Consider the following 14,764-nt stretch of genomic DNA (forward strand, 5'->3'; position numbering starts at 1 on the left):
AACTTCAGGACCTGTCCGCATGCTCCGCGTTACGCTCGGTGGTCTCGACAGCGACTCTCGGAGCTCACCGTGGCCATCGACCTGGTGTTACGCAAAGACTGGAACGCCCGCCCGCCGCGCGGCGACTACACGCAGCTCGACTCCACCAAGGGAGTGAAGGTCCACTACACGGGCGGCAGAGTCGACCCCGGCATCGTCTCCGACCACAGCGGGTGCGTCTCGCTGGTGCGCTCGATCCAGGCGTTCCACATGGACGACAACGGCTGGATCGACATCGGCTACTGCGTCGACGAGGAGACCGAGCTCCTCACCCGGCAGGGGTGGAAGTCGTACCGGGACCTGCGCGCGGGCGACGTCGCGCTCACGCTCGACCACGGCACGGGCATGTCCGAGTGGCAGCCCGTGCTGGAGGTGTGCGTGTTCCCGGCGATGGAGCGGGAGATGATCCGGATGGAGGGGCCCGCCCACTCCTCCCTGACCACCCCCCATCACCGCTGGCCCGTCGAGCGCCAGGCGGGCGAGGACACGCGGCGCCTGTGGGTGACCACCGAGACCATCGGTCACCGGGACCGCATCCCGGTCGCGGCGCCCTGCGCCGACCTGCCGGCCGAGCCGAAGTGGTCGGACGCCTTCGTGGAGCTGGTCGCGTGGTTCGCGGCCGGGGGCGAGTCGAGCGCGGGCGCCGTCGCGATCCACCGGTCGCGGCGGGACCCGGCGCAGCTCATGCGCGTCCGCGCCGCGCTCCACGGCGTCTTCGGCCCTCCCGCTGGGGGCGCGTCCCGCTGGAGGGAGACGGCCAAGGACGATCTCGTCGAGTTCCGGCTCCCGGCCGACGCCGGACGGCAACTGGTCGAGGTGGCGCCCGGCAGGGTGCCGGGGTACGCGTTCCTCCTGTCACTGACCCGGGCCCAGCTCGCCCTGTTCCTGGAGACCTCCCTGACGGCGGGCGACGCCGGGCGCGACAGGCTCGCCCGCGAGGACCGGGCGGCGGCGGAGGCGTACATGTTCGCCGCGCTGCTGTCGGGGTCGGGAGCGGCCATGAGCCGCCTGCCCGAGACCGGCATGTGGCTGACCACGATCCGGCGCCGGCACTCCGTCATGCCCCGGCCCGCCCTGAGGATCCGGAGGGAGACCTACCGCGGCCGGATCTGGTGTCCCCGGACCGAGAACCAGAGCTGGCTGGCCCGCCGCGAGGGGACCGTCTACTTCACCGGCAACACCATGGTCGCCTGCCCGCACCGCAAGGTGTTCGAGGGGCGAGGTCTGCACCACCTGCCCGCCGCCAACGGCCCCGGGCTCAACGCCGGCCACTACGCGGTGCTGGGGCTCGTCGGCAACGCGGGGCTCGTCCAGCCGCCCGACGGGGTGCTGCACGCGGTCCTGGACGCCGTCCAGTACCTGCGCGACAAGGGCGGCGCGGGCACGGAGATCAAGGGGCACCGCGACGGCTACTCGACCGACTGCCCCGGCGACCCGCTCTACGACTGGATCCGGCGCGGCGCGCCCCGGCCGGGCGGGACCCCGCCCGCGGAGCCGGACGCGCCGTCGTTCCCCGGGCGGCTGCTGAAGTATCCGCCGGTCATGCACGGCGAGGACGTGCGCACCTGGCAGGCGCGGATGAGCAAGCGCGGCTTCGACCTGGCCGTGGACGGGGCGTACGGCGCCGGGTCGCGCGAGGCGTGCCGCAGGTTCCAGCGGCGGCAGGGCATCGAGGACGACGGGGTCGTGGGCCCCCTGACCTGGCGGCTGACGTGGGAGGCGCCCGCGTCGTGAATCTGGGCCCTGAATCTGGGGTGGACCGGGGTCGGCGACACGCCGATCCTGGGGTGGACCCGGGGTTACCGCGCCTTCGGAGCTGCGCCTAGTATCCGACCATGGAACTGGCCACGGGGTTCGAGTCCATCTCGCGAGACGGCTGGCGGGCGCTGGCGGTCGAGGTCCTGCGCAAGTCGGGCATCGAGACGGAGGCGCCGGAGGAGGCGCTGTCCACCGCGACCTACGACGGGGTGACGGTCGCGCCGCTCTACGACCTGGACGACCTGCCCGGCGATCCCGGGCTGCCCGGTGAGGCGCCTTACGTGCGCGGGGCCCGCGGCACCCCAGGCTGGGACGTGCGCCAGCGGCACGCCGTGGCCGACCCCGAGGCGGTGCTGGCCGACCTGGAGAACGGGGTCACCTCGCTGTGGCTCGTCGTCGGCGACGGCGCGATCCCGGTGGACGCGCTGGGCGCCGTGCTCAAGGACGTCTACCTCGACCTGGCGCCGGTCGTGCTGGAGGCCGGGGAGCGGGTACGGGAGGCCGCCGAGGTCCTGTTCGGGCGCGGCAGCGCGGTGCGGGGCAACCTGGGCGCCTCCGCCGTAGGGGGTCCTGGGCTGGAGCTGGCCCGGCGCTGCGTGGACGGGTTCCCCGGACTCGGGGCCGTCACCGTCGACGCCACCCCCTTCCACGACGCGGGCGGCAGCGACGCCGAGGAGCTGGGCTGCTCGATCGCCCGGGGCGTCGCCGAGCTGCGGGCGCTCACGGACGGCGGGCTCTCTGTCGAGCAAGCGCTAGGGCAGATCGAGTTCCGCTACGCCGCCACCGCCGACCAGTTCGCCACCATCGCCAAGCTGCGCGCGGCCCGCCGGCTGTGGGCCAGGGTCGCCGAGGTCTGTGACGCCGCCGGGCACGGAGGCCAGCGGCAGCACGCGGTGACCAGCTCGGCCATGATGACCGCCCGCGACCCCTGGGTCAACATGCTGCGCACCACCCTGGCCTGCTTCGCCGCCGGGGTCGGCGGCGCGGAGGCGGTCACGGTGCAGCCGTTCGACGCCTGCCTCGGGCTGCCGGACGCCTTCTCGCAGCGCATCGCCCGCAACACGCAGGCGCTGCTGCTGGAGGAGTCGGGCCTCGGGCGCGTCATCGACCCCGCCGGCGGCTCCTGGTACGTCGAGCGCCGCACCGCCGACCTCGCCGAACGCGCGTGGGCCTGGTTCCAGGAGATCGAGGCGGCGGGCGGGATCACCCGGGCCGGCGGGCTGGTGGCGGACCGGATCGCCGCCACCCGCGCCCGCCGCGCCGACGACGTCGCCCACCGCCGCCTGCCCATCACGGGCGTGAGCGAGTTCCCCGACGTGCACGAGAAGCCCGTACGCCCGCCCACGCCGGCGCAGGCCGCCTCCGAGACGGGCGGCCTGCCCCGGATCCGCTACGCCGAGGAGTTCGAGGCCCTGCGCGACCTGGCCGACGCGCAGCCCGAGCGGCCCACGGTGTTCCTCGCCACGATCGGGCCCGTGGCCGCCCACACCGCGCGGGCCGCGTTCGCCGCCAACCTGTTCCAGGCGGGCGGGCTGGACACCGAGACCGCCGGTCCCGGGGCCGACCCCGAGCAGATCGCCACCGCGTTCGCCGTGAGCGGCGCCTCCGTCGCCTGCCTGTGCTCGACCGACAAGCTCTACGCCCAGCACGCCGCCGCCGTCGCCACCGCACTGCGCAAGGCCGGTGCGAGGAAAGTCTGGCTGGCGGGGAAGGGGGAGTACGAAGGCGTGGACGGAAACCTCTACGCGGGCTGCGACGCGCTGGCCGTGCTCCGCGAGACCTTCGACGACCTGGAGGTGACCCGATGATCCCGGACTTCTCCGGCATCCCGCTCAACGCCCTGCCCAAGGACGGGCCGCAGGAGCCGACGCACGCCGGCGAGGTGTGGGAGACACCGGAGGGCATCGGGGTCAAGCCGCTCTACACGGCCGGCGACCTCGAGGGCATCGACTTCCTGCGCACCTACCCTGGCGTGGCCCCCTATCTGCGCGGCCCGTACCCCACCATGTACGTCAACCAGCCCTGGACCATCCGCCAGTACGCGGGCTTCTCCACGGCCGAGGACTCCAACGCCTTCTACCGGCGCAACCTCGCCGCCGGGCAGAAGGGCCTGTCGGTGGCCTTCGACCTGGCCACGCACCGGGGCTACGACTCCGACCACCCGCGCGTGGCCGGCGACGTGGGCATGGCCGGGGTGGCGATCGACTCCATCTACGACATGCGGCAGCTGTTCGACGGCATCCCGCTCGACCGCATGTCCGTGTCGATGACCATGAACGGCGCCGTGCTGCCCGTCCTCGCGCTCTACATCGTGGCGGCCGAGGAGCAGGGCGTCGCGCCGGAGCAGCTCGCGGGGACCATCCAGAACGACATCCTCAAAGAGTTCATGGTCCGCAACACCTACATTTATCCCCCGGCGCCGTCGATGCGGATTATTTCGGATATTTTCGCTTATACGAGCGAGAAGATGCCGAAATTCAACTCCATCAGCATTTCCGGCTACCACATCCAGGAGGCCGGGGCGACGTGCGACCTGGAGCTGGCCTACACGCTGGCCGACGGGGTCGAATACCTGCGGGCCGGGGTCGCCGCCGGGATGGACGTCGACCGGTTCGCGCCGCGGCTGTCGTTCTTCTGGTGCATCGGCATGAACTTCTTCATGGAGGTCGCCAAGCTGCGTGCCGCCCGGCTGCTGTGGGCCAAGCTGGTTTCTGGATTTAATGCGAAAAATCCGAAATCGCTGAGCCTCCGTACCCACTCCCAGACCTCCGGCTGGTCGCTGACCGCGCAGGACGTCTTCAACAACGTGGCCCGCACCTGCGTCGAGGCCATGGCCGCCACCCAGGGCCACACGCAGTCCCTGCACACCAACGCCCTCGACGAGGCGCTCGCGCTGCCCACCGACTTCTCCGCCCGCATCGCCCGCAACACCCAGCTCCTCATCCAGCAGGAGTCGGGCACCACCAAGGTGATCGACCCGTGGGGCGGCTCCTACTACGTCGAGCGCCTCACCCACGACCTCGCCGAACGCGCCTGGGCCCACATCCAGGAGGTCGAGGCCGCCGGCGGCATGGCCAGGGCCATCGAGGCGGGCCTGCCCAAGCTCCGCATCGAGGAGGCGGCCGCCCGTACGCAGGCCCGCATCGACTCTGGCCGCCAGCCCGTGATCGGCGTCAACAAGTACCGCGCCGAGAGCGACGAGGCCGTCGAGGTGCTCAAGGTCGACAACAGCGCCGTACGCGCCCAGCAGCTCGACAAGCTGGCCCGGCTCAAAGCCGAACGCGACCCCGGCGCCGTGCAGCGCGCGCTCGACGCGCTCACCAAGGCCGCCGACAACCCCGCGCCGGGCCTGGAGCACAACCTGCTCAAGCTGGCCGTGGACGCCGCCCGGGCCAAGGCGACCGTGGGCGAGATCTCCGACGCCCTGGAGCGGGTGTTCGGCAGGCACGCCGAGCAGGTACGTACCATCTCTGGGGTGTACCGCGACGAGTCAGGCCCCTCCGCCAACATCGAGCGCGTCCGCCGGGTGTGCGCCGACTTCGAGCGGGCCGAGGGCCGCCGCCCGCGCATCCTGGTGGCCAAGATGGGCCAGGACGGGCACGACCGCGGCCAGAAGGTGATCGCCACCGCGTTCGCCGACCTCGGCTTCGACGTGGACGTCGGCCCGCTGTTCCAGACGCCGGAGGAGGTCGCCAGGCAGGCGGTCGAGGCCGACGTGCACATCGTGGGCGTGTCGTCGCTGGCCGCCGGGCACCTCACGCTGGTGCCCGCGCTGCGCCGGGCGCTGGCCGACCTCGACGCCGGCGACGTCATGATCGTGGTCGGCGGCGTCATCCCGCCCGGCGACCACGACGAGCTGCGGGCTGCGGGCGCCGCCGCGATCTTCCCGCCCGGCACGGTGATCGCCGACGCCGCCCTCGACCTGCTCGACCAGCTGCGAAACCGTCAGTAAGTTCCCTGGTCGCACATCGTGACGGAGATCGTCCGCTGGGTGGCGACCGGGGATGTGATCCGGAGCGTGACGCGATGGACGCCGCCCGTGCTCTTGAGGCTCTGCGGCGAGGTCAGGTAGCGCTGGCCGTTCTCGGTGACGAGCGCCGACGCGCGGCCCACGGCGACGTTGTCGATGTACCAGGTGTAGCGAAAGGTCAGCGGCTGGCCCGTGCGCTGCACCAGCGCCTGGAGCGTGACCTCGCCGCCGGTCCAGCAGTCGCCGTCCTTGGCGCCGCCCGGGCGGACGTAGACGAGCCTGAGCCGGTCGGCGGCGGGCGTCGCCGTCGGGCTTCCGGTCGGGTCCGCCGTCGATCCCGCCGTCGGGAGGTGGCTCGGGGTGCCGTCGTTCTGTGGGCTGGGCCTGGGGGTACGCGAGCGCCTCGGGCGCGTCGTGGGGGTGCTCGCCGCCTCGGTCGTGGGCGCGGTGGTCACGTCGGAGACGTTCTTGGCCTTGGGGGTGGGCGTGGTGGGGGTGAGCCACATGATGGCGCCGGCCAGCGCCAGCACGGACACGCCGGCGACGCCCGCGATGAGCACCGTCTTCACCCGGCGCCGCCTGGACCGCCGGGGCTGCGCGGGCGCCTGGGGCGGGGCCTGGGGCTGTGCCTGGGGCTCGCCCGGCACGAGGAGGTCGACCAGCGCCGAGTGCTGGGCCATCGACGGCTCGGCCACGACCTGCTCGGCGCCCGGCCCTTCGGCGGGCGGGAACCCCGGCGGCGGCTCGGCGGGCGCGTGGTGCGGGAAGGCGGGGGGAGCCGGGGCTTCGATCGGCGCCGGCATCGGGAACGTCCCCGGCCCCTGGCCGTGCGGCGCGCTCCCCTGGCCGTGCGGCGCGGTCGCGGCCTGGCCGAAGTGCTGGCCCTGTTCGAAGTGCGCGCCTTGGCCGAAGTGCGGGCCTTGGTCGAAGTGCGGGCCTTGGTCGAAGTGCGGGCCTTGGTCGAAGTGCTGGCCCTGTTCGAAGTGCTGACCATGTTCGAAGTGTGGGCCCTGGTCGAAGTGCGGGCCTTGGGCGAGGTGCGCGGGCGTGTTCTGGTCGAAGTGCTGGCCCTGGCCATGATGCGCGGGAGGAGCGGGCTGTCCCGCAACGTGCTGCCCCGCCACGTGCTGCCCCGGCACGGGCTGTCCCGTCACTGGCTGTCCCGCCACGTGCTGGCCCGTCACGGGTTGCCCTGCCACTGGCTGGCCCAGGGACTGCGGATCGGTGCCGTGGCCCTGGCGCGAGGTCCTGCGCGGCAGCGGCGGGGCCGCGGGCTGCTCCGCGGCCGGCTCCTGGGCGCGGCCCCGGCGCGGCGGCGTGTCCTGGTCCAGGGTGGCGTCCGGCGTGTCCTGCCAGGCCGCCAGCGGGGGATCGGGCCGGTGGGGCTGGGTCTGGTGCGGGGCCGTCTGCCGGCGGGCCGGCGCGGTCAGCCGCAGCAGCACGTCACGCATCGCGGGGCGGGCCCCCGGATCCTTGGCCAGGCAGGCCAGCAGGATCTCGCGTACCGGCCCGCGCAGCTCGCCCATGCGCGGCTCGTCCTTCAGGATGCGGTTGATCACCGCGGGCAGCGAGTCGTCCCCGAACGGCGGCACCCCGGTGGCCGCGGAGACCATCACCGACGCCCACGCGAACACGTCCGCCGCCGCCCCGCCCGCCTGCCCGGCGAGCTGCTCGGGCGCCATGTACGCGGGCGTGCCGACGAAGGTGCCGGTCGCCTTCACCCCGGTGCCGAGCGCCCCGGCGATGCCGAAGTCCACCACCCGCGGCCCGTCGGGCCCGATCAGGACGTTCGCCGGCTTGAAGTCCCCGTGGACGACGCCGGCCTGGTGGATGGCGTCCAGCGCGGTCGCGGTCGCCACGGCGAGCTGCTGCAGCTCCGCCCCGCCGAGCCGGCCGGCCTGCTCGAGCGAGGGTCCGTCCACGTACTCGGACACGATGTACGGCCTGCCGCTGGTCGAGGCGTCGAGCACCTGCGCGAGGCAGAACGGCTCGACCTTGCGCGCGGCGGCGATCTCCGTGGCGAGGCGGCCGTCGACGGCGAGCCCCTCACGCAGCACCTTGACGGCGACCGGGGTCCCGTTACGGGCCTGGCCGAGGTAGACGACACCGTGGCCGCCCGCGCCGAGCCGACCGACCAGCCGGTAGGGTCCCACCGTTGCCGGGTCGCCCTCGCGGAGGGGTTCGACGTTGGGCATGAGGGGAGTGACTCCTGTGACGGCTGAGGTTAGAACTCCAGCACCCTACTGGCAAATGTCAAGACTTGTCAGAGCTTAGGCTGATCAACTGGGAAGAAAGGGGTAAGCCGGGTGCACTCGCTGGAGGACTACGCCCGAGGCGTACGGGCCGGGTCCCGTACGTGGATCGCCCGCGCGATCACGCTGGTCGAGTCGACCAGGCCCGACCACAACGTCCTGGCACAGCGTCTGCTCGTCGAGCTCACCCCGCTGTCCGGCCACGCGCGCCGGATCGGGATCTCCGGCGTGCCCGGCGTGGGGAAGTCCACGTTCATCGACGCCCTCGGGACGATGCTGACCGAGCAGGGCCACAAGGTGGCCGTCCTGGCCGTCGATCCCTCCTCCACCAGGACGGGCGGCAGCATCCTCGGCGACAAGACCCGCATGGCCCGCCTGTCGGTCGACCCCGCAGCGTTCATCCGCCCCTCGCCCACCTCCGGCACCCTGGGCGGGGTCACCAAGGCGACCAGGGAGGCCATGGTCGTCGTGGAGGCCGCCGGCTTCGACGTCGTGCTGGTCGAGACCGTCGGCGTGGGCCAGTCGGAGACCGCGGTGGCCGACATGGTGGACACGTTCCTGCTGCTCACGCTGGCCCGCACCGGCGACCAGCTCCAGGGCATCAAGAAGGGCGTGCTGGAGCTCGCGGACGTCATCGCGGTCAACAAGGCCGACGGCGAGCACGAGCTGCCCGCCAGGAAGGCGGCGCGGGAGCTGGCGGGCGCGCTGCGCATGCTCCGCTCCGACTCCACACCGCCGCCGGTGCTCACGTGCAGCGGGCTCACCGGCGACGGGCTGGACAAGCTCTGGCGGCACGTGCTGACCCACCAGGAGTCGATCGACCTGGCCGCCAAGCGCCGCGGGCAGCAGGTCGGGTGGACGTGGACGCTGGTGCGCGACCGGCTGCTGTCCGAGCTGCGCCACGACCCCGAGGTGGCGGCGATCACCGAGGAGGTCGAGCGGGAGGTCCTGGCGGGCGAGCTGACCCCCGCGCTCGCGGCCGACCGGCTCCTGTCCGCCTTCAAACGGCCCTGAGACGGGAGACGCGCGGCGCACTGGTCTATCCCAAATGGTGGGATTGCTCTTAGAGTCGGCGTCAACACCGTCCAGGAGGTTCAGGCATGGCCAGCATTCCGTCCCTGCTGCGCGACCGGATCGCGGCGACCCCCGACGCCGAGGCGTACCGATTCCCCTCGGACGACGGCTGGGCCTCGCTGTCGTGGCGCGAGGTGGGCGAACGCGTGCGCGGGCTGGCCCTGGGCCTGGCCGGGCTGGGCTCGGGGCCCGGCAAGCGGGTCTCCATCCTCTGCTCGACCCGGGTCGAGTGGATCCTGGCCGACCTCGCGGTGCTGGCGACCGGAGCGGCCACGACCACGATCTACCCGTCCAACACGGCGGCCGAGTCGGCGTTCGTCATCACCGACTCCGGCAGCACGATCGTCATCGCCGAGAACGACGAGCAGGTGGCCAAGCTCAGGTCCGTCCAGAAGGAGCTGCCCGACGTCACCCACGTCGTGGTCGTCGACGGCTCGCCCAGCGACGACGGCTGGGTGGTCACCCTCGCCTCTCTCAGCGGTGAGGGCGACTACGACGCCATGGTGGACGCCATCGCCCAGGACGACCTGGCCACCCTCATCTACACCTCGGGCACCACCGGCCGCCCCAAGGGCGTGGAGCTGACCCACGACAACTGGCTCTACGTCTCCGAGGCCGTCCGCAAGCTCGGCCTGCTCTCCACGTCCGACCTGCACTTCCTGTGGCTGCCGCTGTCGCACTCGTTCGGCAAGCTGCTGGAGGTCGTCATGATCGACATCGGCGTGCCGACCGCGATCGACGGCCGCCTCGACAAGATCGCCGAGAACCTCGGCGCCGTCAGGCCGACGTTCATGGCCGCCGCGCCGCGCATCTTCGAGAAGATCCACAACACGGTCGTGGCCACCGTGCGCCGCGAGGGCGGGATCAAGCTGCGCATCTTCGACTGGGCGAAGCAGACCGGCATCCGGGTCGTCAGGGCCCGCCAGCGCGGGGCGGACGTCCCGGTCACCACCCGGGTCGAGCACGCCGTGGCCGACCGCCTGGTCTTCGCCAAGCTCCGCGACCGGTTCGGCGGCCGGATCCGCTTCTTCATCTCCGGCGCCGCCCCGCTCTCGCAGGACATCGCCGAGTTCTTCGACGCGGCGGGCCTGACCATCCTGGAGGGGTACGGGCTGACCGAGTCGTCGGCGGGCAGCTTCCTCAACCGGCCGGAGTCGGTGAAGTTCGGCACGGTCGGGCCGCCGCTGCCGGGCACCGAGGTCCGCATCGCCGACGACGGCGAGGTTCTCATCGGCGGGCGCGGCATCATGCGCGGCTACCACGGGCTGCCGGAGGAGACGGCCGAGGCGCTGGAGGAGGGCTGGCTGCACACCGGCGACATCGGCGAACTCGACGAGGCCGGGCGGCTGCGCATCACCGACCGCAAGAAGGAGCTGATCAAGACCTCGGGCGGCAAGTACGTCGCGCCCACGTACCTGGAGGGCCGGATCAAGGCGGCCTGCCCATACGCCTCGCACGTCTTCGTCCACGGTGACCGGCGCAACTACGTCACCGCGCTGGTCACGCTGGACATGGACGTCGTCAAGCCGTGGGCCCAGGCCGAGGGACTGCCGTCCGATCCCGAGGAGCTGCGCGAGCACCCGCGCGTGCGCGAGGAGGTCGGGCGGGCCATCGACCAGGTCAACGCCGACCAGGCCAGCTACGCGACGGTCAAGAAGTTCGCGATCCTGGCCGAGGACTTCACCGTGGAGACGGGCGAGCTGACGGCCAGCCTCAAGATCAAGCGCAAGGCCGTCGAAGAGCGCCACGGCAAGACCCTCGACTCCTTCTACGACGGGTGAGCGATCCCGCCGTGATCTCCCACCTGCCGGTGCGGCCGAGGCACTGCGACGCCCAGGCCATGATGCACGCCTCCCGGTACTACGAGTACATCGAGGACGCGTTCCTCGACTGGATCGGGGCCCGCGGCGGCTACGACCGGCTCCGGCGGGAGGGCGCCGACCTGGTGGTCAAGGCGAGCGGGTGCGAGCACCACGCGCCCGCCCGCCTCGGCGACGTGCTGGCCGTGGAGAGCGCGCCGGCCAGGGTCGGCACCACGTCGATCACCATGAGGTTCACGATGCGGCGCGGGGACGAGCTGGTGGCCGTCGGGACGGTCACGTACGTGTGCGTTCGCGACGGCCACCCCGCCCGCCTGCCCGACATGCTCAGAGGACCCGCTTCGCCCCCGGCAGCGACCGCACCAGGTACGCCAGCCCCCAGCACAGCGGCAGCGCCACCACCGCCATGATCGCGAACTTGACGACCGCGATCGCCTCCAGCGGGCGCAGCGCGTAGCCGATGGCGACCAGCACGATCGGGTGGATGATGTAGACGGTGAAGGCGTGGTCGGACAGGAACCTCCCGCGCGGCCCCTGCCCGGCGAAGCGCTCCCGGAAAAGCACCGTCAGCCCGATGATCATGCTGACCGCGAAGGCCGACTCCCAGGTGGCCACCACCGCCGAGTTGACCGTCCCGCTGGTCATGGACGAGAGCGGCAGCAGCACGGCGGTCGACACGCCCGCCGCGGCGAACGCCAGGTGCCCCGCCCGCGCGGGCAGCGTCTCGAACCAGCCGCGCCGGAAGGCCACGCATCCGAGCGCGAACATGGCGACGTACTGCGGCAGGAAGCTCGGCGTCGGCAGCCCGAGCACCGGCACATAACTACCGGTCGGCACCGGGATCCGCCACAGGAACGTGGCGAGCGACAGGCCCAGGACGAACAGCACGACCGACCGCGGCCGCAGCGGCGCGGGGCTCGGCTCGGGCGCCGGCCGCCGGCTCCGCCACCACGCGTACGCCAGCGCGAAGACGATCAGCACCTCGGCGAACCACATGGGCCCCGGGTCCCACGAGCCCAGGTAGTACTGCCAGTACGGCATGTCCGGGCGCTGCGCGAGCCCGCCGAAGTTCACCAGCGGCCGGAGCAGGACGAGGAAGACGAGCAGCGGGATGCCCAGCCGCACCAGCCGGTCCCGCACGAAGGCCCGCGAGCCCTTGCGGTCGTAGGACCCGGGGGTGAAGAAGCCGGAGATGAGGAAGAAGAACCCCATGAAGAACGCCTGGTTGAACACCACCAGGATGTCGAGCGCGACCCCCGACGGGTCCTTGGCGGGCTCGGTGTAGAACCACAGGGGGATGTTCCCGTACGTGACGGCGGCGTGGTGGATGACCACCAGCGCGGTCAGCACGATCCGCAGGTTGTCGATCGAGTGGAGCCTTGTCCTCGGTTCGGTCTTCATTTCCGGCATGCCCTTTCGAAGAGGTCGGCCAGCTCGCGCGCGTGTGCTTCGAGGTCGTGGTCGGGATAGGCGGCCCAGTAGCCGAACATGCTGTCCATGGCCGCCGACAGCGTGACGGACATGACGCGGAGGTCGAAGTCCCTGAACTCGCCGGTGCGCTGCCCGAGCCTGAAGATCTGCTCCAGTCCCCGGTAGATCTCCTCACTGGTGCGCACGCCGTAGCGGGGCTTGCCGTCGGCGGTGCGCAGGTTGTTGAAGATCTCGCCGAGCGCCAGGATCTGCGAGCGGTGCTTGCGCATGTGCGCGGCGTTGGCGACGACGTACGTCCGCAGCAGCGCGCCGGCCCCCTCCACGCCCTCCATCGTGGCCAGCACGTGATCGGCGGCCTCCGTGTAGGCGCGGATGACCACCTCCTCCATCAGCTCGTCCTTGCCGGCGAAGTGGTAGGAGATGACGCCCTTGCTGATGCCCGCGTGCTTGGCGATGCGCGCAAGGGACGCCTGGGCGAACCCGACGTCGGCGATCACCTCCACGGCCGACGCCACGATCTGCGCGCGCCTGGCCTCCTCGATGAACGACCGCCGCTTCTGGCCGTCCGGCTCATTTTCTGACCGCATGGCCAAAATTTAACACAGGTGGCCAGAGACGGCGATGCCCAGCGCTTCGCGCCCTCAGCTCATCCGGGGCATGGAGTACGGCGAAGCCACGGTCGAGCTCGAACCGGGGCCGCGTGAGGAGCGCCTGACCGAGCTCGCCCCGCGGCGCATCTACGACGCGGCCGCGCGCGGCTGGTACGGCGGCGACATGCACGAACACCTCAACTGCGCGGGAGACCTCGTCGGCGGGCCCGCGGACGCCGACGTCGCGTTCGGGCCCGTGGACAGCCTCGACGTGCTCACGCACGCCTCGATCCCGTCCACGGCGGCGGTGTACCGGCGGCTGATCGGGGCGCGCGACCGGCTCGCCGTGACCGCGGGCACGGATGCGGTGTACCGGCGGCTGATCGGGGCGGGCGACCGGCTCGCCGTGACCGCGGGCACGGATGCGATGATCTCCTTCGCCCGCTCCGGCAACCAGTCGAACCCGCCCGGCTGGGCCCGCGTCTACGCCCAGGTCGAGGGCGCGCTGACCGCCAGGTCGTTCGCGGCGGCCGTACGCGCGGGCCGGACGTTCGCCACCACCGGCCCCTGGCTGGAGCTGTCGGTGGCCGGCCACGGCCCGGGCCACGTGCTCCAGGCCCGCGAGGGGCAGCGCGTCCGCGTCACGGCCACCGCCGTCGGCCCCGAGGTCGCGGCGGTGCGCATCCGCACGGCGGAGTGTGCGACGAGCACCCCCGCACGATGACCTCCACCGGGTACGCCCTGACCAGCCCCGTCTACGTGGAGGTGGACGGGTGGCGGGTCGCCCGGCGGGAGGACGTCGTGTGGTGCCTGGAGTGGCTCGACCTGCTGGAGGAGCTCGTCAGGCAGCACGGCCGCCTGGCCGGCGCCTACCAGTTCGGCGACCACGTGTCCCTGCTGGAGCAGGCCGGGGCGGTCTACCGGTCCAGGCTGCGCTGAGGCGTCGAGACACCGCAGCGGCGAGGTGGGACGGTGGCGACCATGCGCGAGGTGCGCACCTCCCACACGCCGCAGTCACACCGCAGGTAGGAGACCGTGCCCTCGGAGGTGCGGTGGGAGGAGACGACGGCCAGGGCCAGGGGGTCGTGCAGGTGTCTGGAGTGCATGTTTCCAATCTGCTGTAATGGCCTTATGCATTTCAACGCTTACGGCGGCAACGGGGCGGCCCTGGCGGCGGCGCTGGTGAACGCGACCGACTTCAGCCCCGGGGCGGTCGAGGCGATGCTGACCGAGCATCGCCTCGTTCGCACCGTCGTCACGGCGGAGCAGGCCGAGGAGCTTCGGGTGTGGGTGGGGCGGCTGTCGCCGGTGTTCGGGGAGCGGGACCAGGACACGCAGATCAAGCTGATCAACGATCTGCTCGACGTCACCGCCTCCAAGCCCTACGTCAGCGCGCACGACGGGCGCGAGCCGCACCTGCACTTCTTCGACCCCAGCGCGGACGTCGTGTCCCGGGCGAAGGACACGACGGCCGGCGGGCTGGCCATGGCCATGTCGTTCGCGGGCGGGCACCGGCTGGGGCGGTGCGACCGCGACGGGTGTGAGATCGTCTTTGTCGACACCTCCCGCAACGGGCGGCGCCGGTTCTGCTCTCCGGCCTGCGCCAACCGGGTCAACGTCGCGGCGCATCGGGCGCGTGGCCTTGCGAGGTGATCGGGGCGTCGCATACGCTTTGTGGCGTCTTATCGCCGAGCCGTGGGGGCAGTTGACGTGAGGATCTGAGGTCGCGGGCACCGCGCCGTTCCGCCCTGTCGTGGGCATGCGCGCACACACCTGGACCTCTTGGCGATCCTCGTCGCCCCGGACCCTCTGCTGGTGTGCGTGCGTTTG

General features: G+C 72.2%; 13 protein-coding genes. 9 read left to right on the top strand and 4 right to left on the bottom strand.

Going from position 1 to position 14,764, the window contains the following annotated elements; translation table 11 throughout:
* Positions 1–69 precede the first annotated feature (69 nt).
* The 3 genes from H4W80_RS64200 (at position 70) to scpA (ending at position 5,749) form a co-directional block, all read left to right on the top strand.
* Positions 70–1,773: a peptidoglycan-binding protein gene (locus tag H4W80_RS64200; protein WP_318787541.1), complete on the top strand. Its 1,704-nt coding sequence runs from the start codon at positions 70–72 to the stop codon at positions 1,771–1,773.
* A gap of 101 nt (positions 1,774–1,874) precedes the next feature.
* Entirely contained in the window at positions 1,875–3,605 is a 1,731-nt protein-coding gene (locus H4W80_RS55845) for a methylmalonyl-CoA mutase subunit beta (protein ID WP_192792453.1), read from the top strand.
* Positions 3,602–5,749, top strand: coding sequence for a methylmalonyl-CoA mutase (gene scpA / locus H4W80_RS55850; RefSeq protein ID WP_192792454.1), 2,148 nt, complete (start codon positions 3,602–3,604; stop codon positions 5,747–5,749). Before H4W80_RS55845 ends, scpA begins: the two co-directional genes overlap by 4 nt.
* Here the strand turns inward: scpA and H4W80_RS55855 are convergent.
* On the bottom strand, positions 5,743–7,962 hold the full coding sequence (locus tag H4W80_RS55855) for a serine/threonine protein kinase (protein WP_192792455.1): 2,220 nt from the start codon (positions 7,960–7,962) through the stop codon (positions 5,743–5,745). The two genes, scpA and H4W80_RS55855, sit on opposite strands and share 7 nt — an antisense overlap.
* Positions 7,963–8,073: 111 nt before the next feature.
* On the opposite strand from H4W80_RS55855, the gene meaB reads away from it, so the two are divergent.
* The 3 genes from meaB (at position 8,074) to H4W80_RS55870 (ending at position 11,323) form a co-directional block, all read left to right on the top strand.
* Positions 8,074–9,033: a methylmalonyl Co-A mutase-associated GTPase MeaB gene (gene meaB, locus H4W80_RS55860; RefSeq protein WP_192792456.1), complete on the top strand. Its 960-nt coding sequence runs from the start codon at positions 8,074–8,076 to the stop codon at positions 9,031–9,033.
* Between the two features lie 86 nt (positions 9,034–9,119).
* On the top strand, positions 9,120–10,874 hold the full coding sequence (locus tag H4W80_RS55865) for an AMP-dependent synthetase/ligase (protein WP_192792457.1): 1,755 nt from the start codon (positions 9,120–9,122) through the stop codon (positions 10,872–10,874).
* On the top strand, positions 10,871–11,323 hold the full coding sequence (locus H4W80_RS55870; protein ID WP_192792458.1) for an acyl-CoA thioesterase: 453 nt from the start codon (positions 10,871–10,873) through the stop codon (positions 11,321–11,323). Before H4W80_RS55865 ends, H4W80_RS55870 begins: the two co-directional genes overlap by 4 nt.
* On the opposite strand, the gene H4W80_RS55875 is transcribed toward H4W80_RS55870, so the two are convergent.
* Positions 11,241–12,314 carry an acyltransferase family protein gene (locus H4W80_RS55875; RefSeq protein WP_225964227.1) on the bottom strand — a complete coding sequence of 358 codons (1,074 nt, stop codon included), beginning with the start codon at positions 12,312–12,314 and terminating at the stop codon, positions 11,241–11,243. The genes H4W80_RS55870 and H4W80_RS55875 overlap by 83 nt on opposite strands.
* Complete coding sequence (locus H4W80_RS55880) at positions 12,311–12,931, bottom strand: TetR/AcrR family transcriptional regulator (RefSeq protein WP_192792460.1); 621 nt, start codon at positions 12,929–12,931, stop codon at positions 12,311–12,313. The genes H4W80_RS55875 and H4W80_RS55880 overlap by 4 nt, the downstream gene beginning before the upstream one ends.
* Positions 12,932–13,001: 70 nt before the next feature.
* On the opposite strand from H4W80_RS55880, the gene H4W80_RS55885 reads away from it, so the two are divergent.
* The gene (locus tag H4W80_RS55885) at positions 13,002–13,658 is read left to right on the top strand and encodes a CehA/McbA family metallohydrolase (protein WP_225964228.1); all 657 of its coding nucleotides are present in this window, start codon (positions 13,002–13,004) and stop codon (positions 13,656–13,658) included.
* Positions 13,655–13,873, top strand: a complete 219-nt coding sequence (locus H4W80_RS62200) for a hypothetical protein (protein ID WP_225964229.1) — start codon at positions 13,655–13,657, stop codon at positions 13,871–13,873. Before H4W80_RS55885 ends, H4W80_RS62200 begins: the two co-directional genes overlap by 4 nt.
* On the opposite strand, the gene H4W80_RS55890 is transcribed toward H4W80_RS62200, so the two are convergent.
* A complete protein-coding gene (locus H4W80_RS55890; RefSeq protein WP_192792461.1) occupies positions 13,852–14,040 on the bottom strand; it encodes a hypothetical protein in 189 nt (62 codons plus the stop codon). The two genes, H4W80_RS62200 and H4W80_RS55890, sit on opposite strands and share 22 nt — an antisense overlap.
* Before the next feature lie 25 nt (positions 14,041–14,065).
* Between H4W80_RS55890 and H4W80_RS55895 the strand changes: the two genes are divergently transcribed.
* The gene (locus H4W80_RS55895; protein ID WP_192792462.1) at positions 14,066–14,587 is read left to right on the top strand and encodes a CGNR zinc finger domain-containing protein; all 522 of its coding nucleotides are present in this window, start codon (positions 14,066–14,068) and stop codon (positions 14,585–14,587) included.
* Positions 14,588–14,764 lie beyond the last annotated feature (177 nt).

The sequence above is a fragment of the Nonomuraea angiospora genome (genome assembly GCF_014873145.1).
Classification (GTDB): Bacteria; Actinomycetota; Actinomycetes; order Streptosporangiales; family Streptosporangiaceae; genus Nonomuraea; species Nonomuraea angiospora.